The following is a 25110-nucleotide window of genomic DNA, read 5'->3' as shown; positions in this document are numbered from 1 at the left end:
CCGCCCGATTCCGCCAATGCTCAACTGAAGGTAGAGCGAGGCGAGTTTTGATTTTCAATTCAACGCCGGTCCGTTTGGCAACGTCGTATTTTGGGGATTGCAGGCCATGTCTGATACGCACGCCAATTCATCTGCCGGCACCAGCCAACAGATTCCCGTTTCCCCCAACAATCCCTGCCCGTTCTTGCGCGGCCTCGTCGCCAACGGCTATGTCGGCGGACACACGGTTCCGCTGCCGAAACTGACCGGCACCATCGAAGCTGCGACTGGCGAAAAAGGCCTGAAGGAGCGCCTCGCCGGAATGGAAATCTATGGGGTCGCACTGATCGCAAATGGGCTCAATCCGCTGCGGCTGTTCAAAAGCTGGTGGTCGGGCGCGGTCCTCGACGAATTGCGTAACGGCCCGCTCGACAAGCATGGCGCCGGCTCGCGAATCCTCACTGTCGACGGCGAGGTGGACGAATCCGAGATCGCGCGCCTTGGCGAATTTGGCTCGGATTACGCAAATCCCTCTGGTGGCGCCGAACGCGGGCTGAATTCGCAGCAGATCACGACCTACATGAACGCCAATTTCGAGCGCGCCAAGGGACATCGGCGTCCGATCGATCGCCTGTTGATGAACGGCGAATGGCCGGTCCTGCTCAATATCATGGGCAAGGGCGAAGGCGATGACCGCTATCTCAGCGTCACGGAAGTCAAGACGTTGTTCGTGGAGCGGAAATTTCCCGCGCGCATCGTGGCAAGGCTCGCGGCGGGGCCGGTGCCGCCGAGCCGCCTTCTTCGCTTTTTCGGCTGGGTGATCTCCGCAACAGTTGCGGCCGCGGTCCTGGCGCTTGTGGCAATCACCCAGTTTCCGGATTGGCTTCAGACGCGGCTCGCCGCGCTGCCCGGCCCCGTGAACAAGCTGGCGCAGTTGCTGCCCTCCCCTCTGCCGAACATGCCGCCGGTCAAGACGGCCCGCTGGCTCGATCAGAACTGGTCGACCGAAGACCGGCACTGGTTTCACCATGCGAGCCAGGGCACCAAGACGTTTCCCGTGCCCTACGCCTGGTTCGTGGCGCTGGAGCAGCCGCGCATCCATCTGTTTTCGCGGCCGGGTTTGCTGAGCGACACCAGCTATCTTGAGCGCTTCGGCTTCATCCCCAGTCCGAAAGCCATCGACACGGACAAGCCGACGCTGCTTCGCTATGGCTATGCGGAGTCCGCCGAAGCACCGGCATCGACGCCAGCCCTGTCGAGCAAGTGGCCGGTCGAGAATTTCGATGGCCTTCCCGTCGGGTTTGCACGCCTGACCGGCGCGACCGACCCCGCAACCGGGGTCGCCCAGCCCGATCTGATCGGATTGACTTGCGCCGCCTGCCACACCGGCAGCATTCGCTACAAAGGCACCAGCATCCGCTACGACGGCGGTCCGGCGATGGTGAATCTCCTGAAGCTCGAGCAAGCAACCGGTCTCTCCATCGCCTATACGCTGTTTTTCTCGAGCCGCTTCGACCGTTTTGCCACGCGCGTGCTCGGCGCCGGCGCCACGAAAGCGGCCCGCGCCGAACTGAAAAAGGGACTGTTGGAGGCGGGAGCCTTCGTGAAGATGCAGGCGGATTCGTTATCGAACCTGTACGACAGAGTGCACCAGCAGGACACCGAGGAGGGCTACGGCCGCCTCGATGCACTGAACCGGATCGGCAATCAGGTTTTCGCGACCGATCCGGCGTTGAGCGGGGTTGCGGGCTTCGAAGAGAACCTTCATGTACGGGATGCGCCGGTGTCGTTTCCGCCGATCTGGACCGTGTCGTGGTTCTACTGGGCGCAGTACGACGCTTCAATTCAGCAGCCTTTGATTCGCAATGCCGGCGAGGCGCTCGGCGTCTCCGCGCTCCTTAACGTCTCGCCCGATTATTCGCCGGATACGCTCTTTCGTTCGTCTGTCGACGTCGCAAATCTCGCCGCCATCGAGAATCTGCTGAAGGGATCAAACCCCTTCGAGCAAACACCACCGCGCTTTGCCGGGCTGAAATCGCCGCCATGGCCCGCGCAAATGTTCCCGGACGATGACGCCTGGAAGATCAAACCCGCACGGGTCGAAAACGGACGAAAGATCTACGCTGAGATATGCGTGGAATGCCATCTCGGGCCGGTCAACGATCCCGTGTTTGATAAGAATTATCCGGACAAGAGCTTCTGGTCCGTAAACGAATCCCATTGGAAAAGGGTTTGGAGCGGGCCGGTGCTTGAGGAAGTCCAGAAGGGCGTGGGCGGAATGGGTACCGATCCAGCCCAGTCTCATGTTCTGACGTTACGCACGGTCAAGGTGCCCGGCTTTCTCGGCCTCGATCCCGCGCGCGATCTTTCAAGATTCTGGGGATGCACCGATGTCCCCGCCTCCTCCACGGCCGAGATGCCGTTCGCGCTTGCCTTGATGGACGTCGTCGATCTCACCATCAGGAAATGGATGGACGGCAAAAACCTGTCGGATGCCGAACGCCAGGCGCTGTGGGGCCCTCGGAAAAATTGCCCCAATCCCGGCAACGCCCAGGAAGCGCATTATCGCGTGCGTCCCTTGAACGGTGTGTGGGCGACCGCACCCTATCTGCATAACGGCTCGGTGCCGTCGCTTTACTGGATGCTCAGGCCGGCCGCCGAACGGCCAACGCAATTCTGCATGGGCACGCGCGATTTCGATCCGGAGCAGGTCGGCTTTCGCGTCGAGCCCGGCAAGAAGCTGACCTGCGCCAAGGGCGAAACACTGTTCTCTGTCGAGGCTTCGGACGGCAGCCGGATCCCCGGCAACAGCAACCTCGGCCATTCGCTGCAGGGAACGCCTGGCCCCGGCAAACCCGGCGTTATCGGCCGTCTCTTGAGCGACGAAGAACGCTACGACCTGATCGAATATCTGAAGACGCTCTGACGAATCAAACGGGCAACCGAAGCTCCCGCTTCGGCTGCCCGATCGTTCAATCCGGCTTAATTGGACTTGTTTCGCTTGGTGGCGTTGGTGGTCGTCGTCGTGCTGCTCGATCCGTCGACGGCGCGAGCCTGGCCCCACGGGTCCGCCGGCGGCTTGTCCGGAATGTTGCCGAGCGAATTCTTGTAGGCCCGGTCTTGGTTCTTTTCCTGTTCGATCTGTCCCGGCGACTTCGGCGGGTCCTGCGGCGCCGCCGGCGGCTTGGCTTGCGCGAAAACGGGTCCGCTGAGCAACAGCGTCAAAACGATGGCGGCCGAAAGAACTCTCATACTAGGAAACTCCCTTTTGATTCCCTTTTACCACTGCGCCTGAAGCGTCGCCAAGAAACGCTTGCGCAAAATCTCTGGCAATTTTTGGATCATCCGTTGCACTGACGTCGTGATTTCCGTCCGGCAGGCTCCCCGATTCCCTCTCTTCGGACACAAAACCTGGATGACGATAGCGGTATTATGGTAGCCGCGCCCTGCGACCTAACCGCCCAGGCCGGGCGCTCAAAGATTATCTTAAGCAACTATCTGTAACCTCATCCCGATATTTTATGAGGTATTTCGCATGACGAAAGGGTTTGGGGGCCTGCTCGGCCTGTCGCGCTTGAACCTCGGCCCAAAGGCTGCCCTCAGCGCGGCGTTATTGATCACAATCACTGCGGCGTTCCTGGTTGGAGCGGGATATTGGTCGTTGACGCGCGACTTCAACGCCCGCGCCGTACGCGACATCGATCTCAGCCTTCGTACGCTTGCGTTGGCCTTTGGCGAGACCTATCCGGACACCAAGATCACCATTCGCGACGGGGTCGTCGAGCGCGTCGAAGTGCCGAAGATGCCGGAGTTCGCCGACCATCGCATTGTCGACCGCGCAACCTCCTATGTCGGCGGCAACGCCACGCTGTTCGTCTTTGACGATACGACGAGCCAGTTCGTCCGGCGGACGACGAATGTGACGAAAGAAAACGGCGACCGCGCGGTCGGAACGCAATTAGCGGCGGACCATCCCGGACAAGCGATGCTTCGCCGCGGCCTGGCCTACAAGGGGCCGGCGATGTTGTTCGGCCGCCGCTTCTACACCGCCTATCACCCGGTTTTCGATCCCGCTGGCAAGGTCGTCGGCGTTACCTATGTCGGCATCGCGATGGACGAACTCGACGGCATGCTGTGGCAGGCGATCTACGCCATGGCGATCGCCGCCGGCATCGCGGCGCTGCTTGCGCTCGGCGCGACCGCGCTCCTGGTCCGCCGCGTCACCAAGCCGCTCAAGGCGGTTGCCGCCAGTCTCACCGTACTCGCCGAAGGCCGGACTGATGTGGAGGTGAAGTACGCCGACCGCCGCGACGAAATCGGCGTGATCGCGCGAACCATCGACGTCTTCAAGACCAACCGGATCGAGCGCCGCCAGCTCGAGGCCGATCGCATCAATGCGGAAAAATCGGCCACCGAGCGGCGCAAGTCGGAGCTCAACCGGTTCGTCGAGGATTTCCGCACCAGGATCGGCGGCATCATCGAGCAGGTGATGAGTTCGTCCCACCGCTTCGAGAAGGATGCGCAGCAGCTCTCAGTGACGGCGCACACGACCTCTGAAATGTCCGACCAATCGGCCGATGCTTCGCGGCAAGCCTCCGAGCACGTCCGCAGCGCCGCAACGGCGTCCAATGAACTGTCGCAGTCGATCGTCGAGATCAGCAGGCGCGTCCAGGATTCCAACAGTGTTGCGGCCGAGGCGGTGAAGCAAGCCAACGCCACCGACGAACGTATGGCCGAGTTGTCCGCCGCCGGAGACCGGATCGGCAACGTGGTCAAGCTGATCACCTCGATTGCGGAACAGACCAACCTGCTCGCCCTCAACGCGACGATCGAGGCCGCGCGCGCCGGCGATGCGGGCCGCGGCTTTGCCGTCGTTGCCCAGGAGGTCAAGAACCTGGCCGGCCAAACCGCGAAAGCCACCGACGAGATCAGCTCGCACATCGACAACATGCAACGCGCCACGGGAGAATCGGTGGAAGCGATCAAGGCGATCGGACAGACCATCGAGCGCATCAGCGAGATCACAGGCGCAATCTCGGCCGCGGTCGAAGAGCAAGGCGCGGCCACCCAGAACATCGCCCAGGGCGTCCAGGCAGCGGCCGGCGGCACCCTCGACGTCGCCGAAAACATCGGGCGCGTTGCGCATGGCGCCAGCGAGACCGAGACGACCTCAGGCCAGATGCTGCAATCGGCCAAGTCGCTTTCCGAGGTGAGCATTCACCTCCGGGACGAGGTCGAAAAATTCCTCGACAGCGTTCGCGCGGCCTGATCCTCCCGCGCCGCGCGGTTCCCATCGGGCTATTCCGCCGAGGAACGCGCCTGATCCGCCGAAACGTGCTAGAGTGAGGTCGGGTACGATCTCCATCAGCGCGCGGGGCGCGGAGCATTGACCACATGGCAAAGAGCGGTCTCAAAGCGGTAAGGGCACTCATGGCCCTCGGGCGTCACCCGAAACGTCACGCCAACTGGACGCTGTCGGTCGCGATCTTCTCCACACTCATCACCATCGGCCTCGTTGCACTCTATCTAATGCAGGAGACGACCGAATTCCCCTGAGATGCCCCCGCAGAACATATGCGTGAGACGTGATCAGTGCGTTCCAGTCACCTCCGTCGCCGAATCGCTGGCGGCGTGCTTCCGGGAAGACGCCTGCTTTGGCCGCGCGGTGGATGCTTTCGATGCTTCCTGCGGAGCCTCCGCGGGGTCGTTCATAGCAGCGGCCATCTCGTCAAGAATGGCCTTGTAGGCTCCGGCGCTTTCGACGGGACGGGTTTCCGCTTTCTCCGTTTGCGCGTCCGGCGACGGCGCTGCAACCAGCGCGCCCGGGTCAAATCGCGCCCGTTCCAATTTGTTGCCGACAAACCAGGCACACAAAATGCCTGTGACCTTGTCGTCGTCGAAAACGTCAGTGTTGACCGTGTCGACCGTCATCACCGGGCTGCCGGATTTCAGGACAACAAGATCGCCCGGCTTTAAAGCAGTCATTTGCGAAACCCTTCGTCAATGCGAAGAAATGATGTGGCGGCTTTGCAACGATCCTATCGAAGTCGCAGCGCTATCATCATCACGACTGATCGCCATCGGCTTGCCCGTAATATAACGGAGATCGTTTGAAATCGATGCAGCAAAGCCACACAAACAACTGCAAATAAACGGTCGCCCGCGCGTCTCAAATTTTTAACATACAATATTACGACATACTGATTCGCGGCACGAACATTGCTTCGAACGAACTGGCTGAAAAAACTCAGGAGTGCGGCATGAGACGCCTCGTCCTTTGTACAGCGTTCGGTTTGTTGATGAGCGTAGCGAACGCCCGTGATTTCGGGCAGTGGGAAGGAACAGATCCGGAAATCCGGCGGTGGTACCAGGCGTTGATGCAGCCGGACAATCCTGCTGTCTCATGCTGCGGCGAGGCGGATGCGTACTGGGCGGATTCTTTCGAAGTTGACGGCGACAAATATGTCGCCATCGTCACGGACTCCCGACCTGACGCACCGTTGCGTCGTAAACACGTCGAGGTCGGAACCAAGATCGTCGTTCCAAATCACAAACTGAAATATGACCAATCCAATCCGACCGGGCACGGTGTCATATTTTTGAGCCGCGGTGATTACGTTTATTGCTACGTGGCGCCCGGCGGCGTTTGAGTCTTGTGAATGATGTCGGCCGATCGTTCATCGCGCGATGCGCGAACGTGGCCGACAACTTCACGCGGCCAGATAAATTATTCCGCGCTAGCGTCGGCTGTCCGCGTCCGACAATTTGATCGGCACGAATTGCGACTGGCTTTTCACCTTCGGGCCACCATCGGGATAGGTTGCGGTTGGCGCGGAGGTACGGCTAAGGAGCGTTTCCAAAAACAAGAAGAACTTCTCAGCAAGCATGAGAGTTTTTTCCACTGCTTGCTATTCGTACTCCACACGCCGATTTGGTTTGATGAACTAGTTCACTAAGTGGTGTACGGACCTTGCCGCCACCCCCGCGTGACGCTCCGCTTCGCGTGCCAGGCTGCTCAGCTGCATACCAAAATGATGACTAACGCCAGCGGTATGCCTATGCTCAAGATGCCCATGATTGTGAGCGCAATTTCAGAAAGCAGGGCTCCATTGAGCCACACGCTACGAACCGACATGATGCCACTCCTACGAGCCCCCTCGAGCCTTTTGCTCGTCGCCCCAGGATGAACAATCAAAATTCTCGGACCGAAGCCCGGGATGCAATTTTATTTGTCGGGAGGCTCACGCGATTCTGGTTAATGAAAGATTAACCCAAACCATCGTCCGGGACTGAATCAGAACGTCGAGCAGCTGCTACGGATCCTTGCGCGCCCTTATCGGGTTACGTAGGCGTCAACGATGTGCGCGAAGAAAATGCTGGCGCTTGATAATGCAATAGCGGCAACAACGAACTCAAACATCAAACTGTCCTTACACATTCTGTAAGCCGGACAGCCACACCGTAATCGCGTTTCGGCTTCAGGAATGTTTCCTAGTTCACATAATCGGCGGCGCGGGAGCAATTTATGCGCGGCTGTGACAGTTTCGACACGCGGCCCATGCCAGCCAGAAGCCTGATACTACCGGGACAAGGCTGGCTTCCCGCACGCAGCGCCGCCCCAGGGGAAAGAGGCCGCCAACTGAGGCGGCCAGGACTCACGATGAGCAAAAATTCCGTGCTTCTTTGGGCCGCCATTTGGGCCGTTTAACAACATGGGATTCGATAGCAGTTGGGACTGCCCACCAAACGCGAAGCCAAGCGCTACCGTTTGCGTCAAGAAGGTGCCCTCCGCAAACTAGGCCAGCGTGCTCGCAAACAAGCCAGTATCGGAAACCGGAAGCGAGCGTGCCACGAACAAAATTGCAAACCGTCTGCAAACGGGCCGTTGGCTGCAAACCAACCCGTGACAGCCACCGTTGAAAATATTGGTAAAAATGGTCGGAGCGAGAGGATTTGAACCTCCGACCCCTAGTCTCCCAGACTAGTGCGCTAACCGGGCTGCGCCACGCTCCGATGCCGTTCCCTTAGCTTTGATCAGGCGGCCGCGCAAGGCGGCCGATCGGCCTGGCGCGTCATTTGCCGGCAGGTTAAAGCCGTTCAACAGGCCCCGGGCCGGCCGCCCCGGTCGCTGCCGCAATTGCCGTCAGCCGTCCTTGAGTGCGGCGTCGAGCATCCGGCGGCAGGCGATCAGGTCTTCTAGCGCGCCCTTGAGGCGCGCCACGTCAAGGATCGGAGCAATATCCGCCACTCCCGCGATTGCTTCCTCGTCGTCAAAGCTGTCGACGTCTCGCCGGCTGGTGCGGCGTTCGGCCATCCGTGGAACGCCGCTTTCCTCGGAGCTGTCATAGTCGTCGTCGTCGAGGTCGATCGGTGGCGCAGCCTCATCGTCATCCAGGATGCTCTGACCGACAACCTCCTCGATCGCACCGAAGGACGCAACCGCGGAGGCATCGGCGAGCCGTTGCACCGAGGCGATGCCATGCTCCTTCAAAATGCGCTGGACGCCGCGGATCGTATACCCCTCGCCGTAGAGCAGACGGCGAATTCCCCGCAGCAGGTCGACGTCGTCCGGCCGGTAGTATCGGCGGCCGCCACTTCGCTTCATCGGCTTGATCTGGGAAAACCGCGTCTCCCAGAACCGCAAGACGTGTTGCGGAATATCGAGGTCTTCAGCGACCTCGCTGATGGTTCGGAAGGCATCCGGCGCTTTGTCCAAATGCTCGCTCCTCTATCCCTCGCCCCGGTGCAAAGAACCGCGTTTTAGGCGGGCTTGGTGCCGTTGGTTCCGGCGCCGTGGCCGTTGATGCGCTGCTTCAAAATCGCCGATGGCTTGAACACCATCACGCGGCGAGGCGAAATCGGCACCTCGGTTCCAGTCTTCGGATTGCGTCCGATCCGCTGGCCCTTCTTGCGCACCATGAAAGAGCCAAAAGAGGAAAGCTTCACCGTCTCGCCCTTTTCGAGGCAGTCGGTAATCTCTTTCAACACCAGTTCGACAAACGCGGATGATTCCGTGCGCGACAGTCCCACCTTCTGGTAGACGGCCTCACACAGATCAACACGCGTGACAGTTTTTCCGGTTCCGGTCATCGCCTGCCCCACTCTCGGCGAACAATATTCGCTTCTGAAATTATGAGCTTAAGTACCGACGGTCAACAGCCGTCCTGCCTTAATAGCATGAAAGAAAAGCGCAAAACATCGGGATTAATTTACCCGTTGCTCACCAACGGATCAGCACCGAGCCCCAGGTGAAGCCGCCGCCCATGGCCTCCAGCAGGACCAAATCGCCCCGTTTGATGCGGCCATCGCCCACAGCAACCGCCAATGCCAAGGGAATCGAAGCCGCCGACGTATTGCCGTGCCGGTCAACCGTGAGCACCACCTTCTGCGGCGCAATATGAAGTTTGTGCGCCGAGGCATCGATGATTCGCTTGTTGGCCTGGTGTGGAACGAACCAGGCAATGTCGTCCGCCGTCAGGCCGGTCGCCTCGAACGCAGCGACAATCACGTCGGTGATCATGCCGACCGCGTGCTTGAAGACTTCGCGTCCTTCCATTCTCAGGTAGCCCACCGTCTTCGTCGAGGATGGGCCGCCGTCGACATAAAGCTTCGATTTGTGCTGTCCGTCGGATCTCAGATGGGCCGTCAAAATCCCCCGATCGGAGGACAGCCCTGACTGCTCCTGGGCTTCGAGCACCACGGCGCCTGCGCCATCGCCGAACAGCACACAGGTGCCACGATCGTTCCAGTCGAGAATGCGCGAGAATGTCTCCGCGCCGATCACAAGCGCCCGCTTGAACGTCCCGCTGCGCAGGAAATTGTCGGCGGTGGCGAGCGCAAACACAAAGCCCGAACACACCGCCTGCAAATCGAAGGCGGCGCCGTGGTGGATGCCGAGCCCGTTCTGTACTGCGACTGCCGTCGCCGGGAACGTGTTATCGGGCGTCGAGGTCGCCAGCACGATCAGGTCGATCGATTGCGCGTCGACGCCGGCATTGGCGAGCGCCGACCGCGCCGCATTGATTGCGAGATGCGAAGTAAATTCGCCCTCGGCTGCGATATGACGCTGGCGGATGCCGGTGCGTTGCACGATCCATTCGTCGGAGGTGTCGATCTGCGACGCCAATTCGGCATTGGTCAGGATCCGCTCCGGCAGATAGGAGCCGCAGCCGAGCACGACCGAGCGTAGTGCAGTCACGAAACAGCCTCCTGCGCGGCAGACGCCTGGACCAACGTGCCGCCATCGAGTTTGAGCATTTGATTGATCTTGTTGAGAAGGTCGTATTTGGCCATCTCATAGCCAACCTCGACGGCATAGGCAAAGCCGTCGGCGTCGGTTCCACCGTGGCTTTTGACCACCACGCCGTTGAGGCCGAGCAGAACCCCGCCATTGGACTTACTGGGATCGAGCTTGTCGCGCAACGCCTTGAATGCAGGCTTCGCCAGCAGATAACCGAGTTTGGAGAGCCAACGGCGCGACAGCGCCTCACGCAGGAACTCGCTGATCTGGCGTGCGGTCCCCTCGGCGGCCTTGAGCGCAATGTTGCCGCTGAAACCTTCGGCAACGATCACGTCGGCAGCCCCTCGTCCGATGCCGTCGCCTTCGACGAAACCGGTATATTCGAGTTGAGGCAGGTTCATTGCACGCAAGAGTTCCGCGGCCTCACGAACCTCTTCGCGCCCCTTGATCTCTTCGACCCCGATATTGAGCAGACCGACGGTCGGCCTCGGCAGGTCGAACAACACGCTCGCCATGGCGCTGCCGAGCATCGCCAATGTCACCAGATGATGCGCGTCGCCACCGATCGTGGCGCCGAGGTCAAGCACGACTGAATCGCCGCGCACTGTGGGCCACACGGCCGCGATCGCCGGACTGTCGACGCCAGGCAGCGTGCGCAGGCAGAAGCGCGCCATCGCCATCAACGCACCGGTATTGCCTGCGGATACCGCAACGTCCGCGTCGCCTTTTTTCACAGCATCGATGGCAAGCCACATCGAGGACGTCTTGCGCCCCCGTCGCAAAGCCTGGCTTGGCTTGTCGTGCATGCTGACGGCAACGTCGGTATGAATGACCGAAGCGACCGCCTTGAGAGCCGGATGTTTTGCGAGTTGCGGGTCGATGACGCCACGATCCCCGAACAAAAGAAATTCCGTGTCGGGATGTCGGGTCAACGAAATCGCGGCACCGGGAATGACAACTGACGGGCCGACGTCACCTCCCATGGCGTCAAGCGCTATTCGAACCTTTTTAGGCATGAACGTCCCGGAAAGCCGATCTCTCATCGGACTTGGAATGCTGGTCGCGGAGACCAGACTGGGCCGCGACAATAGCGTTTCCCCGTACCGACACAACCTCTTGACCGCCGTCTTTTACCGCTCAAGTTAGCTCGCAGCAGAATCGCAACAACAAGATAACATCATGTGATTCAATCAGTTATCAGAAAAACACGAGAAAGCAAAAGAGCGTGGCTTTTCAAGCTTCGCCCTTAGTGCTCCTCGTCGTCCAGCGCGTTCCTGGAGGCCTTTTCGGCCACCGCCGGTTGGTCGCCCGATTGCAGCGTTCTCAGTGCCGCAAACGGGTGCTGGGCGGGATCTTTGACCTCGGCAAGCGGCTCAAATACGGCCTCCGGCCGACGCGGATAAGGATCGATAGCCAGGAACAAGGCGTCGGTGGCCAGGCGGCCGAGATCGATCACCCCGTTGACGATCGGCTCGGGCGGATCGGGAACTTCGTCGTCTTCGCGTTGGGCTACCTCATCGACCAATGCGGCAAGACTTCGAATTTGTTCCGGGGGCGCAAACAGCAGATCGATCACCTCGTCAATGTCGTTCTCGATCGGGTCCAGCGTCACGACGCAGCTCTGCCCGACCCGGGCGTGCACCTCGCCGGTGACCTGCACACGTCCGCCGCTCTTGGGCACCAGATCGAATGATGCGCGCGCCGAGACAATTTCGCGCAAGCCCGCAAGATCGGCCATCGCCGCGCGCGTGGCGTCACCGGCCTCAAACGCGCGATGCAGCCCGGTATCCGGGATTTGCGCGACGATGACAGGGACTCGCCAGGGATCGGCGGGGTTCATTGGTTATCATCCTTCGGCCGGAGCAGGAAAAGCCCATCCGGCGGCTTCGAAAGCAGCCGCGTCGAGGCCATCAAGACGGGCCATCACCGTCTGCGCATAGGTAGCAAGCCGGCGCGCATTTTCCATGCCTTCGCCGTTCAGGATGTTCTTGCACAGGGCCTTGGCCGGAGCATCGCCGCCTGCTCCAAAGGCGACATCATAGGCCGCCGCTCGGCCATAAAATGCTTCGCCGAAGGCCTGCATGCGCTTGGGAACCGTGAGGTCTCCAACTCCCATTTCCCGCAAATTGGCATCCATATCGTCGCAGAATCGATCAAAAAGGGCCTGCGAGGCGTCCTTCGCTTCCGACGTGGATCGAAAACGCCGCAGCACGAGCCACAAATGCAACACCAGGAGGTCGAAACGGCCATCAACGGTATCAGGCACGCCGAGGCTCCGGTAGAATGCCGGTTCTCGCGCCTGCGTCACGATCATGCCATAGATGGCTTCGATGGTGCCGCGCAGGGGCACCCGGGATTTGCTGAAATGTTTGAACGGCCAAAGCATTGTGGGTTTCGCCCGCGAGCCCTTTGTTGCAATCAAGCGCTCTGCCGGGTACGTCAAGGCCTCGCGTGATGCAAGGGGATGGGACGCTTTCCCAAATGATCAAGTCCAATTTGCTAGGTTTTGCACGCAGCTGCGGCTGGCGTGGTCTGCGAACCGCGGCCGCGGCGGCCCTGCTGTGCGCTGTCGTCAGCGGCTGCGGCGAACAGTTCCAGAAGGGCTACATCCTGCCGCCAGGCGCGCTTGAACAAATTCCGATCGGCGCGAGCCAGGACCAGGTGCTGATCGTGATGGGAACCCCATCCACGGTCGCGACGCTCAACGGCGAGGTCTTCTATTACATCTCCCAGCGCACCGAGCGTACGATCGCCTTCATGAATGACAAGATTGTCGATCAACGCGTGATCGCGATCTATTTCGACAGGAACCGCCAGGTGCGGCGTCTTGCCAATTACGGGCTGAGAGACGGCAAGATTTTTGACTTCATCAGCCGCACCACGCCGACCTCGGGTCAGGAAATCAATTACGTCGCGCCGCTGTTCAAGGCGCTCAATATCGGCCAGAGCAGCAACTAGCCTTCCGGGCTGACGGCTGGATAGCCCGGCGTTTCTCACCGTCCGAATCAAAAACCCCGCGGGCCACATGACCCGCGGGGTTTTGTTTTCTCGGATGACGTCTTAGTGCGCGAGGATCGCGAGCAGGAGCAGCGCCACGATGTTGGTGATCTTGATCATCGGGTTCACCGCGGGGCCCGCCGTATCCTTGTAGGGATCGCCGACGGTGTCGCCGGTCACGGCCGATTTGTGGGCATCCGAGCCCTTGCCGCCGTAGTGACCGTCCTCGATGTACTTCTTGGCGTTATCCCAGGCGCCGCCGCCCGAGGTCATCGAGATCGCGACAAACAAACCGGTGACGATGACGCCGAGCAGCATCGCACCGACGGCGGAGAACGCCGCCGACTTGCCGGCCACGCCGCCACCCGCGATCGCATAGATCAGGAAGTAGACGACGATCGGCGACAGCACCGGCAGCAATGACGGAATGATCATTTCCTTGATCGCCGCCTTGGTCAGGAGGTCGACGGCCTTGCCGTAGTCCGGCTTGTCCGTGCCCTGCATGATGCCGGGCTTCTCGCGGAACTGACGGCGGACCTCTTCCACGATCGCGCCGGCCGCGCGGCCGACTGCGGTCATGCCCATCGCGCCAAACAGATACGGCAGCAAACCACCGAACAAGAGGCCGACAACCACGTAAGGGTTGTTCAGCGAGAAGTCCGGATTGACGCCCTTGAAGTAGGGGTGCTGAGCCGAGTCGGCGATGAAGAACTTCAGGTCCTGGTTATAGGCGGCGAACAACACCAGCGCGCCGAGACCGGCCGAACCGATCGCATAGCCCTTGGTGACGGCCTTGGTGGTGTTGCCGACCGCGTCGAGCGCGTCGGTCGATTTGCGCACTTCCTTCGGCAAGCCGGCCATTTCCGCAATGCCGCCCGCGTTATCCGTAACCGGACCGAAGGCGTCGAGCGCGACGATCATGCCGGCCAACGACAACATGGTGGTGGTCGCAATCGCGATGCCGAACAGGCCGGCAAGACTATAGGTCACCAGAATGCCGGCGATGATGACAATCGCAGGCAGCGCGGTCGCTTCCATCGAGATCGCCAAGCCTTGAATCACGTTGGTGCCGTGACCGGTCACCGACGCTGCCGCGATCGACTTCACTGGACGGTAGTCGGTCCCGGTGTAGTACTCGGTGATCCAGATGATCAGGCCGGTCACGATCAGGCCGACGACACCGCACTCGAACAGTGCCATCCCGGTAAAATCGACGCCGGCGAGCTTGTCGAAGCCGATCAGCGTGTGGATCACGGCAGCGACGCCGACCAGCGACAACACGCCGGTTGCGATCAGGCCCTTGTAGAGCGCGCCCATGATCGACTGGCTCGCGCCGAGCTTGACGAAGAAGGTGCCGATGATCGAGGTGATGATGCAGATGCCGCCGATGGCGAGCGGCAGCGTCATCATGTTGGCGAGGATCGGCGTCTTGGCAAAGAAGATCGCGGCCAGCACCATGGTGGCGACCGCCGTCACCGCGTAGGTTTCGAACAGGTCGGCGGCCATGCCGGCGCAGTCGCCGACGTTGTCGCCGACGTTGTCGGCGATGGTGGCCGGGTTGCGTGGATCGTCTTCGGGGATACCGGCCTCGACCTTGCCGACGAGGTCGCCGCCGACGTCAGCACCCTTGGTGAAGATGCCGCCGCCGAGACGGGCAAAGATCGAGATCAGCGAAGCGCCGAACCCGAGCGCCACCATGGCATCGACCACGATACGGCTGTCGGGCGCCAGATGCAGCGAATAGGTCAGGAAGCCGAAGTAAAGCGTCACGCCGAGCAGCGCGAGACCCGCCACCAGAAGGCCGGTGATGGCGCCGGCCTTGAAGGCGAGTTCGAGACCGCCGGCAAGCGAGGTGGTGGCCGCCTGCGCGGTGCGGACGTTGGCGCGAACCGACACGTTCATGCCGATGAAGCCGGCCGCACCCGACAGGATGGCGCCGATCGCAAAGCCGACCGCAACCAGAACTCCGAGGAAATAGGCCAGCAGGGCGAAGATCACGACACCGACGAGGCCGATCGTGGCGTATTGGCGCCGCAGGTAGGCCTGCGCGCCTTCACGCACGGCAGCCGCAATCTCCTGCATGCGCGGATTGCCGGCATCGGCTTTCAGAACTGACATGGTCGCCCAGATGGCGTAGACGATGGATAGCGCGCCGCAGAGCACGATCAACCATAATGCTGTCATTGAACTTGCCTCAGATCTCTTGAGATGGCCCCACGCCACGGCCGCGATCGCGGCGGGCGCTTAAAAAGCAGGCCCGCCCTGCCCAAAGGGTGGCCTGAAATCGGCCGGGACCATGCCAAAATCGCATGCGCGGCGCAACGCCACGGGCCGCAAAAATGGGCGATTTCGAAAGGTATTTGCACGGGAACGGGCCAATTTCACGAAATTCCTAGAAATGGCTGTAGGACGTTCGCGTTAGCGGCAGCTCCTTACCCTCCACGTCCAACCATTTCGGGGGAGAATCGCCCGCGATGAATGTCCCGATCGGGCTGACGGCCACGCCCGCTGCCTGAGCCGCTACGGCGAAGTCTTCGAGCGCATCTTGAGGAATTGCGCAGAGAATCTCGTAATCGTCGCCGCCCGAGATGATCTCGGCCATGCCGACGAAACCAGCGGCGAGCGCGATGGAGGCGGCTTCCGACAACGGGACCGATTTCAAATCGATCACCGCCGACACACCCGATACGCGACACAGCTTGGCGAGATCGCCGGCCAGACCGTCGGACACGTCCATCGCCGCGTGCGCATGCGCGCGAACCGCGGAAGCGAGCGCATTGCGCGGCTGTGGCACGCGATAACGGCTAATCAGCAAGTCGCGCGCTGCGGCGTCGCCGCCAAACGCCGCAGCCACCCTGCCCCGCTTCAATATATCAAGACCCAACGCGGCATCGCCGATCGTCCCGCTCACCACGACATGATCGCCCGGTCTTGCACCGCTACGGCGAACCATCCCGTTCGGAGGAACACGGCCGAACGCGGTGATCGAGATCATCAGCGGGCCCGGCGTCGAAACCGTGTCACCCCCGAGAAGCGGACAGTTGAAATCGGCCGCGTCCGCGCCAAGACCGCGGGCGAAGGCCGCAAGCCACGCCTCATCGACCTTGCGCAATGCCAGCGAGAGCACGAAACCCGCGGGCGTCGCCCCCTTGGCTGCAAGATCCGAGAGATTCACCCGCAGCGCCTTCCGCGCGATGGTATCGGGCGGATCGTCGGCGAGGAAATGAACGCCTTCAACGAGTGCGTCGGTCGTGACGACGATGTCCTCACCGAGCGCCTTCAGAACCGCGGTGTCGTCGCTCAATCCGAAGGCGCCCGCGTCGGTCGCCAGCGGCTTGAAATAGCGCGCGATCAGCGAGTCCTCGCCGAATGCTGGCGCACCGGGCGTAGCCACCTCAGCCACCGGCCCGCGCAAATTCGCTGCCACGAAACTGGCGAGCGATCTGATCGAGAACCGCATTCACCATGCCGGTCTCCTCCGCCTCGACAAAGGCGTGTGCAACGTCGACATATTCCGACACCACGACGCGGCCGGGCACATCCTTGCGATGTTCCAGCTCATAGGCGCCGGCGCGCAACACCGCGCGCAGGATTGCATCGATCCGCTTCAGCGGCCAGCCTTTCGACAGGGCTTCGTCGATCAAGGGATCGAGTTTCGCCTGATCGCGCACCACCCCCGACACCACGTCGCGGAAAAATGCGGCTTCCGCCGGCAGATACTTGTCGCCCTCGACCTCGTTGCCGAGCCAGTGGCTTTCGAACTCCGCGAAAATGTCGTTGATCCCGGCGCCTGCGATGTCCATCTGGTAAAGCGCCTGCACCGCGGCGAGCCTCGCCGCGCCGCGCCGGTTGGCTTTTTTGTCTGCGCCTTTGACGGGCTTCTTTTTGCTCTCGACCATCATGCGTTTTTCGCCAGTCGACGCTTGATCCGCAGCATCGCGATCGCCGCGCGTGCGGCGTCGCCGCCCTTGTTGAGTTCAGAGGCGCGCGCCCGCGCCCATGCCTGCGCCTCGGTGTTCACGGTCACAATGCCGTTGCCGAGTGGAAACTTCTTCGACACCGCAAGATCCATCAGCGCGCGCGAGGATTCCTGCGAGACAATCTCGAAATGGATGGTGTTGCCGCGGATGACGCAACCGAGCGCAATCGCGGCGTCGTAGGGCTTGCCAGCCTTTTCCGCGGCCTCGATCGCGATCGCGATGGCGGCCGGAATTTCCAGCGCACCCGGCACCGTGATGACGTCGTGACTGAGGCCGGCCACTTTCAGCTCGGCGATCGCGCCCTCGAGCAGCGCATCCTGAATATCGTCGTAGAAGCGCGCTTCGACAATCAGCGCCCGCGCGCCGGAAATGTCGGTTGTGTCCTTTAACGGTGCGCGTCGCGCGTCGGCCATGGTTCAATCCATCTGATATCGTCGTTGACGGCTACGCCGTCACTTCATTTCCGTCAATCTCGCCGCATAGCGCGCCATCAGATCGACCTCGATATTAACCTCACTGCCCGCGCGCCAGGACGACAAGGTCGTGACATTGAGCGTGTGCGGAATGATCAGCACGGAAAAGGCCGTACTGTTGACGGTGTTAACTGTCAGCGAGACGCCGTCCAGCGTAATCGAGCCCTTGGGCGCGATGAAGCGCGCCAGGTCCCGCCTCGTGTTGAGCTCGAACCGCGCCATATCGGGCAGATCCTCGCGGCTGAGGATGGTGGCGATGCCGTCGGCGTGACCGGCCACGATATGACCGCCGAGTTCATCGCCGATCTTCAGCGCTCGCTCCAGGTTGAGGCGGGTCCCGGCGGCCCAGTGCTTCGCGGTGGTCATCGAAAGCGTCTCCGCGGCGGCGTCGACATCGAACCAGGTCTTGGCGTTCGCAATCCCGGAGGCGACGACGGTCAGGCAGACGCCGTTGCAGGCGATCGAGGCGCCATCGGCGATCCCAGCGCGATCATAGTGGCAGCCGATGCGCAGCCGGTGCAACTGCCCCTGCGCGACAGCTTTAAGGCTTTCGATCTCGCCGATGTCGGTGACGATGCCGGTGAACATCAATTTCGCTCGTAAACAGTAAGAGTGTCTTGGCCGAGGCTCTCGCTAGCACGAACGCGAAAGGCCGGCGACTCGGTGATTGCGGTGAGTGGCAATGCATCCAGCGCCGCCACGCCATCGGCGCCGATCGCGGCTGCACCGCGAAGCAACCAGAACTCGTCGGCCAAGCCCGCCGCGACGAAAGACGAGGCCACGCGCGAGCCGCCCTCGACCAGAAGCCGGGTGATGCCCCGCTCCGTCAGAACGCGCACCACTTCCGACAGGTCGAGCCCGCCCTGCGGGCGGGAACCGAGCCGGATCACCTGCGCGCCATTGGCGCCGAGGATCGCCGCGGCGGGCGCCTCCGCGAGTTCCGAGGCAACGACCCACAGCGGCGTGTGGCGTGCCGAACGAACCAGACGGCTCTTGGGAGGAATCCGCAGACCCCGATCAAGTACGACGCGAACCGGCGAACGCGCCTCCATGCCCGGCAGCCGGCAGGTTAGCAGCGGATTGTCCGACAGCACCGTCCCGATCCCGACGAGAATGGCGTCGCACTGTGCCCGCAACAGATGCGTGCGCGCGTTGGCGGCCTCGCTTGTGATCGCCACCGTCTTGTGGCCTGAGGCCGCGATCTTGTCGTCGGCGGAGACCGCAAGTTTCACGATCACATGCGGGCGGTGCTCGCGGATGCGCCGGAAATGTCCGGCATGGGCACGGGCGGCTTCTTCCGCCATCAACCCGACATCGACCTCGATGCCGGCGTCGCGCAACTTCGCATGGCCTTGCCCTGCGACTTCCGGGTTGGGGTCCTCGATCGCCGACACCACGCGCGTAACGCCGGCGGCGATGACCGCGTCCGCGCAAGGCGGCGATTTGCCGACATGCGAACAGGGCTCGAGCGTCACATAGAGCGTGGCGCCGCGCGCCGCCTCGCCTGCTTGCGCCAGCGCGACGGGTTCTGCGTGCGGCCTTCCGCCCGGTTGAGTCCAGCCGCGGCCGACAATGATGCCATCCTTGACCACGACAGCGCCGACCGCGGGATTCGGCCAGGTGCGACCCAGGCCGCGCCGGCCGAGCGTCAACGCCAGGTCCATGAAGCGGCGATCAGCCGCCTTCGATTCCGTCGTGCGTTGCAGCGCACCGGGGGAGATCATTTGCGTAACAGCGTAATCCGCGCTTCGTCCTCGCCGGAGAGTTCGCCGAGCACCGCCTCGAAATCCTTGGCCTCGCGGAAATTGCGGTAGACCGAGGCAAAGCGCACATAGGCGACGTCGTCGAGCTGGCGCAGATGCTCCATCACGATTTCGCCGATCGCCTCGGACGAAACCTCCGCCTCGCCGCCGCTTTCGAGCTCGCGCACGATGGCGGACACCATCTTCTCCACCCGCTCCGCCTCCACCGGGCGCTTGCGCAAGGAGATTTGCAGCGAGCGCACCAGCTTGTCGCGGTCGAACGGCACCCTGCGGCCGTTGCGCTTGATGACCGTCAATTCGCGAAGCTGCACGCGCTCGAATGTGGTGAAGCGGAAGTTGCAGGCGACGCATACGCGCCTGCGCCGGATCACGGCGGAATCTTCCGTCGGACGGGAATCCTTCACCTGCGTATCGAGACTGTTGCAGCTTGGGCAACGCATGCGGATGAACCTTGTTAATAGATCGGGAAACGATCGGTGAGCGCCTTGACCCGTTCCTTCATCGCCTGCTCCACGAGCGGCGCGGAGCCATCCTTGGATTGCGCGACTGCATTCAGCACCTCGGCGATCATGCCGCCGACCTGCTTGAACTCGGCGACGCCAAAACCGCGCGTGGTGGCGGCCGGCGTTCCCAAACGCAAGCCCGAGGTGACGAACGGCTTTTCGGGATCGTAGGGAATGCCGTTCTTGTTGCAGGTGATCGCGGCGCGAACCAGCGCCTTCTCCGAGACGTTGCCCTTCAGACCCTTGGGCCGCAGATCCACCAGCATCAGGTGGTTGTCGGTGCCGCCGGAGACGATATCGAGGCCTTCCGCGCGCAAGGACTCCGCGAGCGCCTTGGCGTTCTCGACCACGTTCCTGGCGTAGACCTTGAAGTCGGGCCGCAGCGCCTCGGCAAAGGCGACGGCTTTCGCCGCGATCACATGCATCAGCGGACCGCCCTGCAAACCCGGGAAGATCGCCGAGTTGAACTTCTTGGCGAGCGCTTCGTCACTACAGAGGATGAGACCGCCGCGCGGACCGCGCAACGACTTGTGCGTCGTGGTGGTCGTGACGTGGGCGTGCGGCACGGGCGAAGCATGGACGCCGCCGGCCACAAGACCCGCAAAGTGCGCCATGTCGACGAGGAGGTAGGCCCCGACGCTGTCGGCGATCTCGCGGAAGCGCTTGAAATCCCAGGCGCGCGAATAAGCCGATCCGCCGGCGATGATCAGCTTCGGGCGAACCTGCTCGGCTTGCCTCGCGATCGCATCCATGTCGAGGAGCTGATCTTCACGGCGCACTGTGTAGTGCACGGCCTTGAACCACTTGCCGGACATGTTGACTGGCGAGCCGTGGGTCAGGTGTCCGCCGGCGGCGAGGTCGAGGCCCATGAAGGTATCGCCGGGCTGCAACAGCGCCAAAAACACCGCCTGATTCATCTGGCTGCCGGAGTTCGGCTGCACGTTGGCAAAGCCGGCGCCGAACAGCTTCTTGGCTCGCTCGATCGCGAGCGTCTCGGCAACATCGACCCATTCACAGCCGCCATAGTAGCGGGCGCCCGGATAGCCCTCGGCATACTTGTTGGTCATCACCGAGCCCTGCGCTTCCAGCACCGCACGGCTGACGATGTTTTCCGAGGCGATCAGCTCGATCTCGTGGCGCTGGCGGCCGAGTTCGCCGGCAATCGCGGCAGCGATTTCGGGATCGGCCTCGGCAAGACTCGCCGAGAAGAACGAGTTGGACGTGGAAGCCGTCTTGGCGCTCGAGGAAGAAGTCATGGGCAGAATATCTCCACCGCTGCGAGCCGAGGGGGGTCGCGGGCGGTCTATTAATGGCGGTCGAAAGGGTATTTGCCGAATACCATATCGGCCCGCCACGGCCAAGCGATTGCGGTACAAGCCTGAAATTTATGCAAGATATGGTGGGGATAGGCCTTTTTGCCAGTTCCCGCCCCCTCCCCGCAGGCCGCGGCCATGGCGGCACGTTCCCGCGGCAGGCCATGCCCGGGTGTCTGGCCGAAGTCCCCCTTTTCAGAGGACGCAGGGAATGCCGGGTACACGGCGGTACCCGCAGCTCCGCGTGCAAAAAATGAAAGCACGCAGATAAATCCACCACAGGTTCACCGGGCATCCCGGCATTCCCTGCGCGATGGTTTTACGGTTTCCTTCGTGCTCTCCCCGGCGATCGGGCTTTGTTGCCACCGTCGCCGGCGCGGATTGCCAAAGCATCCTCGCCGACTTGATGCCGGCATCGAGGCATCAGGACCACACGACTTCACCGTCCGCTTAGCCCATCGCTCGTCAGTCGATGCGAAAGCGTCCATCGCATCCCGCACCCGACGTTCGTGACGATCGCGAAGCGCCCTCTTTTGTGGGGCACGAGACGCGCGGAAATGTGCTTCTGATTTGCCCGACGTCACAAGGATACGCGCCTGCGGCACATTGGCGCGACGGGCAAATCAGTCGGGCCGCGCGAGCGGCTGTCAAGCATTCGACCGAATGCCCGCTCACATCGCGCGAGCGCGAGGTAGGAAATGACGCCGTTGCGACGAGAGAAGTCAATCCACTGACAGCGCGGAGCGCACTTTCCGGAGAGATTTGTTGATGATTATTTTTCGATCGTCGTCGCTAATGCCGCGGATGGCATCGTCTATTTTCACGCCGCGCCGCTGCATCTCGCGGTCTCGCTGATATGCTCTCAGCTTTTCAGCTTCTTCGTTTCGTCGCGCATTGGAATCGTTATCGGCCACGATAAAGCTCTCCCCTTCAAGTCGCCCGTGAACCCCTTGCCCGCGCGCAAAATAACTCGCGTGCGTTCGCAGGCAAGCGAGGCTTGTCGTTAAGCTTGATGCGGACAATTGAAGGGGAACGTCACGCCTGCTGCGTTCGTGCCTGCTGAACTCGGGGCGAGCCCGAGTTCAGTCAGCACGCTCTGGAACGAAGTGTTTGCGTTTACTTCTTCACCAGCGGGCAATCGCTCTGCGAGAGCGGCTTTGCGGCATCTTCCGGCGCAATCGTGGCGACCAGCTTGTAGTAATCCCACGGATATTTCGACTCTTCCGGCTTCTTCACCTCGAACAAATAGGCCGGAATGAGACGGCGGCCATCGGCGCGGAGCACGCCTTTCCCGAACAACGGATCGTCGGTCGGGATTTCCTTCATCCTGGCGACGACCTTGGCGCCATCGTGCGGATTGCCGCCGAGTGCTTCGAGCGCCTTCAGGTAATGCAGGATTCCGGTATAGCTGCCGGCCTGGTTCATCGACGGCATGGCATGATTATTCGCTCTTTCCGCAAACCGCTTCGACCATGCGCGCGTGGCGTCGTTCATGTCCCAGTAGAAGGATTCTGTGAAGGTCAGGCCCTGCGCGGTCTTCAGACCCAACGAATGTACGTCGTTGATGAAGAGCAGAAGCGCCGCGAGCTTCTGGCCACCCGCCGTGATGCCAAACTCGGAGGCCTGCTTGATCGCGTTGGTGGTGTCGCCGCCGGCGTTGGCGAGACCAATCACCTTGGCCTTGGAAGACTGTGCCTGCAGCAGGAAGGACGAGAAATCGGAGGTGTTGAGCGGGTGCTTGATGCCGCCGAGCACCTTGCCACCATTGGCGGTGACCACGGCGGTGGTGTCGCGCTCGAGGGCGGCGCCGAAGGCATAGTCGGCGGTCATGAAGAACCAGGTGTTGCCGCCGGCCTTGGTCAGCGCCTCGCCGGTGCCGTTGGCGAGCATATAGGTATCGTAGGTATAGGAGATGGTATTGGCATTGCAGGCCTTGCCGGTGAGGTCCGCGGTGGCCGCACCCGAATTGAGCAGAATCGAATTCTTCTCCTTCACGAGGTTGCTGACGGCCAACGCCACGCCGGAATTCGGCGTGTCTTCGACCAGATCCACCTTCTCGGTGTCGATCCATTGCCGCGCAATGCTGACGCCGATATCGGGCTTGTTCTGGTGATCGCCGCCGATCACGTCGATCTTCCAGCCTTTTGCCGCGAGACCAGAATCCTCTACCGCCATCTTGACCGCCATCAAGGTGTTGGGGCCGTTAATGTCAGCGTAAAGGCTCGCCATGTCGGTGAGGACGCCGATCTTGACGACCTTGTCATCGGCCTGCACGGCAGTCGCGGCGACAAGTCCAATTCCCATAACAGCAAGCAGCGCAGCCGAGCGCCGCGCAAAAGCGATAGCCATGAAATCCCTCCCTCGTGATCCCCGGACGGCTCTCTTTGGGAGCCTTGGCCCGGACGACCTCGAATCCGTAACCGCTGCTGCTGCTTTCGGCAATGCGTCTTTGGAGTGGCGGCGCTGGAATATCGGCGATTAGCTGACGCCGTCGCGGCCATAGATGTCGTCGCGGAATTGCACGACACCATCCGGCGTCGCCCAGGCCGTGACATAGACCCAATAGAGCGGCAGCGGCTTTGCGACCTTGGCGTCCTTGCGCTCGCCCGACTTGATGACCTCGTCGATCTCGGCTTTCGACCAGCCCGGCGTTTCCGCCAGAATCCAGTAGACGAGTTCGCGCACATTCTGCACGCGCATGCAGCCGGAGGAGGCGAAGCGGAAATCCTCGCCGAACAGATTCTTCGACGGCGTGTCGTGCATGTAGACGCCGTCGGGACTGGGAAAATTGATCTTCATCGATCCGAGCGAATTGAAATCGCCGGCATCCTGCTTGAATTTGTAGTTCACCGCTTCGGTCGAATACCAGTCGATCTGCGACGGCTGCAGTTCGTTGTTCTTGGGATCGTAGATGCGGATGTGATTTTTGGTGAGATAATCCGGCTCGGCCTGCATCTTCGGAATCAGGTCCTTGCGGATGATCGACACCGGCACGGTCCAGAACGGATTGAAGTTGATCTGGGTGATCTTGCTGCGGACATCCGGCGACGGGCGGTCGGGTTTTCCGGCAACCGCGATATGGCGCGTCACCGCGACGCCGTTCTCGATCGCCTCGATCTGCGCGGCCGGAATGTTCGCAACCACGATGCGGTTGCCGAGATTGCCGGTCAGCGCCTTCAGCCTACCTGCGTTGGTGCGAAGCTGCGCCAGCCGCTGCTCGGCCGGAACGTTGAGCGCGTGCAGCGCGGCTTCGTTCACGAGACCGTCGGCATGCAGCCCGTGGCGCACCTGAAACCGCCTCACGGCCGCATCGACGTAGGAATCGAACACCTGCGCCTCGCCGGAATTCAACTCGAGGTCGCCCGCGATCGACAGCCGCGTGCGTAACGACGGCACCGCGGGGCCCCTGGCGCCGACGCGCAAGCCGGTGGCCGAAGCCGGCACGTTGGGCCACCCGCCCTTGGCGACGATGGCCTCGTATTGCGCGATCGAAGTCTGCGTGGTTTCGGCCGTCGATGGCGACAGCGTCGGCAGCGATTTCTTGGGCAGGCGGACGTTACGCGAGGAGTTGTCGAAGCCGCTGCCGAGCCCGTTCTCCTGATTTTCCCGCATCAGCTGGTCGAGCATCTGATCGGAGGTCTGCCCTTCGGCGGCGCAGGCCACGCGTGCAAGCGCGCCCGCCGCAAGTCCGCTGGCGGCGGTGGTCAGGAAAGATCGTCGGGTGATCGCGCTCATGATGGGCGGCCGGGTTTATGTCGCCTTGATAGCAAACCCTGGCGTGAGCGATAAGGCTGAAGAACCATCGCAAATGCGTGAAAGGCGCTTCGCCGAATTTCCGAACGTTTCCGGCGCGTGCGCCAAA

Annotated in this window: 24 protein-coding genes and 1 tRNA gene; 5 read left to right on the top strand and 20 right to left on the bottom strand. The window is 61.8% G+C overall.

Going from position 1 to position 25110, the window contains the following annotated elements:
• Positions 1–106 precede the first annotated feature (106 nt).
• A complete protein-coding gene (locus BUA38_RS31180) occupies positions 107–2905 on the top strand; it encodes a di-heme-cytochrome C peroxidase (protein WP_072824082.1) in 2799 nt (932 codons plus the stop codon).
• A 56-nt stretch (positions 2906–2961) separates the two neighbouring features.
• Here BUA38_RS31180 and BUA38_RS31175 read toward each other — a convergent pair whose 3' ends face one another.
• A complete protein-coding gene (locus BUA38_RS31175) occupies positions 2962–3231 on the bottom strand; it encodes a hypothetical protein (RefSeq protein ID WP_072824080.1) in 270 nt (89 codons plus the stop codon).
• Between the two features lie 283 nt (positions 3232–3514).
• Between BUA38_RS31175 and BUA38_RS31170 the strand changes: the two genes are divergently transcribed.
• Positions 3515–5248 carry a methyl-accepting chemotaxis protein gene (locus BUA38_RS31170; RefSeq protein ID WP_072824078.1) on the top strand — a complete coding sequence of 578 codons (1734 nt, stop codon included), beginning with the start codon at positions 3515–3517 and terminating at the stop codon, positions 5246–5248.
• 125 nt (positions 5249–5373) lie between these two features.
• Positions 5374–5535 carry a hypothetical protein gene (locus tag BUA38_RS37280; protein WP_156898816.1) on the top strand — a complete coding sequence of 54 codons (162 nt, stop codon included), beginning with the start codon at positions 5374–5376 and terminating at the stop codon, positions 5533–5535.
• 33 nt (positions 5536–5568) lie between these two features.
• Here BUA38_RS37280 and BUA38_RS31165 read toward each other — a convergent pair whose 3' ends face one another.
• Positions 5569–5964, bottom strand: coding sequence for a YodC family protein (locus BUA38_RS31165; protein ID WP_072824076.1), 396 nt, complete (start codon positions 5962–5964; stop codon positions 5569–5571).
• 275 nt (positions 5965–6239) lie between these two features.
• On the opposite strand from BUA38_RS31165, the gene BUA38_RS31160 reads away from it, so the two are divergent.
• Positions 6240–6629: a hypothetical protein gene (locus BUA38_RS31160; RefSeq protein ID WP_244553108.1), complete on the top strand. Its 390-nt coding sequence runs from the start codon at positions 6240–6242 to the stop codon at positions 6627–6629.
• A 1285-nt stretch (positions 6630–7914) separates the two neighbouring features.
• On the opposite strand, the gene BUA38_RS31150 is transcribed toward BUA38_RS31160, so the two are convergent.
• The 7 genes from BUA38_RS31150 to BUA38_RS31120 all read right to left on the bottom strand — a co-directional run bounded on the left by BUA38_RS31150 (position 7915) and on the right by BUA38_RS31120 (position 12605).
• Positions 7915–7992: transfer RNA gene (locus BUA38_RS31150), tRNA-Pro, on the bottom strand.
• 130 nt (positions 7993–8122) lie between these two features.
• On the bottom strand, positions 8123–8695 hold the full coding sequence (locus BUA38_RS31145) for a MerR family transcriptional regulator (RefSeq protein WP_072824070.1): 573 nt from the start codon (positions 8693–8695) through the stop codon (positions 8123–8125).
• A gap of 44 nt (positions 8696–8739) precedes the next feature.
• Positions 8740–9069 (bottom strand): integration host factor subunit alpha, encoded by a 330-nt coding sequence (locus tag BUA38_RS31140; RefSeq protein ID WP_072824068.1) that lies wholly within the window; start codon positions 9067–9069, stop codon positions 8740–8742.
• Between the two features lie 130 nt (positions 9070–9199).
• Positions 9200–10177, bottom strand: a complete 978-nt coding sequence (locus BUA38_RS31135; protein WP_072824066.1) for a beta-ketoacyl-ACP synthase III — start codon at positions 10175–10177, stop codon at positions 9200–9202.
• A complete protein-coding gene (gene plsX / locus BUA38_RS31130; protein WP_072824064.1) occupies positions 10174–11235 on the bottom strand; it encodes a phosphate acyltransferase PlsX in 1062 nt (353 codons plus the stop codon). The genes BUA38_RS31135 and plsX overlap by 4 nt, the downstream gene beginning before the upstream one ends.
• A gap of 230 nt (positions 11236–11465) precedes the next feature.
• Complete coding sequence (locus tag BUA38_RS31125) at positions 11466–12059, bottom strand: YceD family protein (protein WP_072824062.1); 594 nt, start codon at positions 12057–12059, stop codon at positions 11466–11468.
• 6 nt (positions 12060–12065) lie between these two features.
• A complete protein-coding gene (locus BUA38_RS31120) occupies positions 12066–12605 on the bottom strand; it encodes a ubiquinol-cytochrome C chaperone family protein (RefSeq protein WP_072824060.1) in 540 nt (179 codons plus the stop codon).
• A 95-nt stretch (positions 12606–12700) separates the two neighbouring features.
• On the opposite strand from BUA38_RS31120, the gene BUA38_RS31115 reads away from it, so the two are divergent.
• Positions 12701–13177, top strand: a complete 477-nt coding sequence (locus BUA38_RS31115; RefSeq protein ID WP_072824058.1) for an outer membrane protein assembly factor BamE — start codon at positions 12701–12703, stop codon at positions 13175–13177.
• Between the two features lie 102 nt (positions 13178–13279).
• On the opposite strand, the gene BUA38_RS31110 is transcribed toward BUA38_RS31115, so the two are convergent.
• The 11 genes from BUA38_RS31110 to BUA38_RS31060 form a co-directional block, all read right to left on the bottom strand.
• Positions 13280–15400, bottom strand: a complete 2121-nt coding sequence (locus BUA38_RS31110; protein ID WP_072824056.1) for a sodium-translocating pyrophosphatase — start codon at positions 15398–15400, stop codon at positions 13280–13282.
• Positions 15401–15608: 208 nt separating this feature from the next.
• Positions 15609–16610, bottom strand: coding sequence for a thiamine-phosphate kinase (gene thiL, locus BUA38_RS31105; protein WP_072824054.1), 1002 nt, complete (start codon positions 16608–16610; stop codon positions 15609–15611).
• Position 16611: 1 nt separating this feature from the next.
• A complete protein-coding gene (gene nusB / locus BUA38_RS31100; protein ID WP_072826576.1) occupies positions 16612–17115 on the bottom strand; it encodes a transcription antitermination factor NusB in 504 nt (167 codons plus the stop codon).
• Complete coding sequence (gene ribH / locus BUA38_RS31095) at positions 17115–17609, bottom strand: 6,7-dimethyl-8-ribityllumazine synthase (RefSeq protein WP_072824052.1); 495 nt, start codon at positions 17607–17609, stop codon at positions 17115–17117. Before ribH ends, nusB begins: the two co-directional genes overlap by 1 nt.
• Positions 17610–17648: 39 nt before the next feature.
• Positions 17649–18257, bottom strand: coding sequence for a riboflavin synthase (locus tag BUA38_RS31090; RefSeq protein WP_072824050.1), 609 nt, complete (start codon positions 18255–18257; stop codon positions 17649–17651).
• Positions 18257–19393 (bottom strand): bifunctional diaminohydroxyphosphoribosylaminopyrimidine deaminase/5-amino-6-(5-phosphoribosylamino)uracil reductase RibD, encoded by a 1137-nt coding sequence (gene ribD / locus BUA38_RS31085; RefSeq protein ID WP_072824048.1) that lies wholly within the window; start codon positions 19391–19393, stop codon positions 18257–18259. Before ribD ends, BUA38_RS31090 begins: the two co-directional genes overlap by 1 nt.
• Positions 19390–19872, bottom strand: a complete 483-nt coding sequence (nrdR, locus tag BUA38_RS31080; RefSeq protein WP_072824047.1) for a transcriptional regulator NrdR — start codon at positions 19870–19872, stop codon at positions 19390–19392. The genes ribD and nrdR overlap by 4 nt, the downstream gene beginning before the upstream one ends.
• A gap of 14 nt (positions 19873–19886) precedes the next feature.
• Entirely contained in the window at positions 19887–21191 is a 1305-nt protein-coding gene (gene glyA, locus BUA38_RS31075; RefSeq protein WP_072824045.1) for a serine hydroxymethyltransferase, read from the bottom strand.
• 779 nt (positions 21192–21970) lie between these two features.
• Positions 21971–22162: a hypothetical protein gene (locus BUA38_RS31070; protein ID WP_072824043.1), complete on the bottom strand. Its 192-nt coding sequence runs from the start codon at positions 22160–22162 to the stop codon at positions 21971–21973.
• Positions 22163–22364: 202 nt separating this feature from the next.
• Complete coding sequence (locus BUA38_RS31065; protein ID WP_072824041.1) at positions 22365–23597, bottom strand: ABC transporter substrate-binding protein; 1233 nt, start codon at positions 23595–23597, stop codon at positions 22365–22367.
• A gap of 129 nt (positions 23598–23726) precedes the next feature.
• Positions 23727–24983 carry a L,D-transpeptidase family protein gene (locus tag BUA38_RS31060; protein ID WP_072824038.1) on the bottom strand — a complete coding sequence of 419 codons (1257 nt, stop codon included), beginning with the start codon at positions 24981–24983 and terminating at the stop codon, positions 23727–23729.
• Positions 24984–25110 lie beyond the last annotated feature (127 nt).

This window comes from Bradyrhizobium erythrophlei (assembly GCF_900142985.1).
GTDB lineage: Bacteria > Pseudomonadota > Alphaproteobacteria > Rhizobiales > Xanthobacteraceae > Bradyrhizobium > Bradyrhizobium erythrophlei_B.
The sequence above is the reverse complement of the archived record's forward strand: the minus strand, read 5'-3'. Positions and strand labels throughout refer to the sequence as shown.

What these genes read in the sequence shown, in the direction of transcription:
- plsX (WP_072824064.1), bottom strand. Translation starts at nt 11,235, where the DNA reads ATGCCTAAAAAGGTTCGAATAGCGCTTGACGCCATGGGAGGTGACGTC.
- BUA38_RS31170 (WP_072824078.1), top strand. Translation starts at nt 3,515, where the DNA reads ATGACGAAAGGGTTTGGGGGCCTGCTCGGCCTGTCGCGCTTGAACCTC.
- BUA38_RS31180 (WP_072824082.1), top strand. Translation starts at nt 107, where the DNA reads ATGTCTGATACGCACGCCAATTCATCTGCCGGCACCAGCCAACAGATT.
- BUA38_RS31140 (WP_072824068.1), bottom strand. Translation starts at nt 9,069, where the DNA reads ATGACCGGAACCGGAAAAACTGTCACGCGTGTTGATCTGTGTGAGGCC.
- ribD (WP_072824048.1), bottom strand. Translation starts at nt 19,393, where the DNA reads ATGATCTCCCCCGGTGCGCTGCAACGCACGACGGAATCGAAGGCGGCT.
- BUA38_RS31115 (WP_072824058.1), top strand. Translation starts at nt 12,701, where the DNA reads ATGATCAAGTCCAATTTGCTAGGTTTTGCACGCAGCTGCGGCTGGCGT.
- BUA38_RS31175 (WP_072824080.1), bottom strand. Translation starts at nt 3,231, where the DNA reads ATGAGAGTTCTTTCGGCCGCCATCGTTTTGACGCTGTTGCTCAGCGGA.
- glyA (WP_072824045.1), bottom strand. Translation starts at nt 21,191, where the DNA reads ATGACTTCTTCCTCGAGCGCCAAGACGGCTTCCACGTCCAACTCGTTC.
- BUA38_RS31120 (WP_072824060.1), bottom strand. Translation starts at nt 12,605, where the DNA reads ATGCTTTGGCCGTTCAAACATTTCAGCAAATCCCGGGTGCCCCTGCGC.
- BUA38_RS37280 (WP_156898816.1), top strand. Translation starts at nt 5,374, where the DNA reads ATGGCAAAGAGCGGTCTCAAAGCGGTAAGGGCACTCATGGCCCTCGGG.
- BUA38_RS31110 (WP_072824056.1), bottom strand. Translation starts at nt 15,400, where the DNA reads ATGACAGCATTATGGTTGATCGTGCTCTGCGGCGCGCTATCCATCGTC.
- BUA38_RS31060 (WP_072824038.1), bottom strand. Translation starts at nt 24,983, where the DNA reads ATGAGCGCGATCACCCGACGATCTTTCCTGACCACCGCCGCCAGCGGA.
- ribH (WP_072824052.1), bottom strand. Translation starts at nt 17,609, where the DNA reads ATGGCCGACGCGCGACGCGCACCGTTAAAGGACACAACCGACATTTCC.
- BUA38_RS31125 (WP_072824062.1), bottom strand. Translation starts at nt 12,059, where the DNA reads ATGAACCCCGCCGATCCCTGGCGAGTCCCTGTCATCGTCGCGCAAATC.
- nusB (WP_072826576.1), bottom strand. Translation starts at nt 17,115, where the DNA reads ATGGTCGAGAGCAAAAAGAAGCCCGTCAAAGGCGCAGACAAAAAAGCC.
- BUA38_RS31160 (WP_244553108.1), top strand. Translation starts at nt 6,240, where the DNA reads ATGAGACGCCTCGTCCTTTGTACAGCGTTCGGTTTGTTGATGAGCGTA.
- BUA38_RS31065 (WP_072824041.1), bottom strand. Translation starts at nt 23,597, where the DNA reads ATGGCTATCGCTTTTGCGCGGCGCTCGGCTGCGCTGCTTGCTGTTATG.
- BUA38_RS31090 (WP_072824050.1), bottom strand. Translation starts at nt 18,257, where the DNA reads ATGTTCACCGGCATCGTCACCGACATCGGCGAGATCGAAAGCCTTAAA.
- nrdR (WP_072824047.1), bottom strand. Translation starts at nt 19,872, where the DNA reads ATGCGTTGCCCAAGCTGCAACAGTCTCGATACGCAGGTGAAGGATTCC.
- BUA38_RS31165 (WP_072824076.1), bottom strand. Translation starts at nt 5,964, where the DNA reads ATGACTGCTTTAAAGCCGGGCGATCTTGTTGTCCTGAAATCCGGCAGC.